Raw genomic sequence first — 265 nt, 5'->3', positions numbered from 1 at the left:
ATTACGTAATCCTGTCCTTACTTTCATGCTTGTGCAGGGCCTGTATCCGGCATACCTGAGAACAACTGTAACCGGTTGCTTCAGCTGTTTCCTGAATGCTTAATTTTTTTACCGTACGATAATACAACACCTTCTGATGTCGTTCGAAATCAGCCTGCTTACCACGGTATTTCCCCATCGTATGTGCTCGCGCGATCCCCTGTTTCTGACGCTGACGGCGGCTTAGCCAGTCTTTATGTGACATAGCCGCCATCAGGTCTATCAA

1 pseudogene is annotated in these 265 nt (G+C 47.5%); it reads right to left on the bottom strand.

Features of this window, described 5'->3' with window-relative positions:
- Position 1 precedes the first annotated feature (1 nt).
- Positions 2 to 265: pseudogene (locus M992_RS15365) on the bottom strand (recombinase family protein); the annotation flags it as partial.

The sequence above is a fragment of the Moellerella wisconsensis ATCC 35017 genome, assembly GCF_001294465.1.
Lineage (GTDB): Bacteria > Pseudomonadota > Gammaproteobacteria > Enterobacterales > Enterobacteriaceae > Moellerella > Moellerella wisconsensis.
This window is presented reverse-complemented; position numbering and strand designations above follow the sequence as displayed.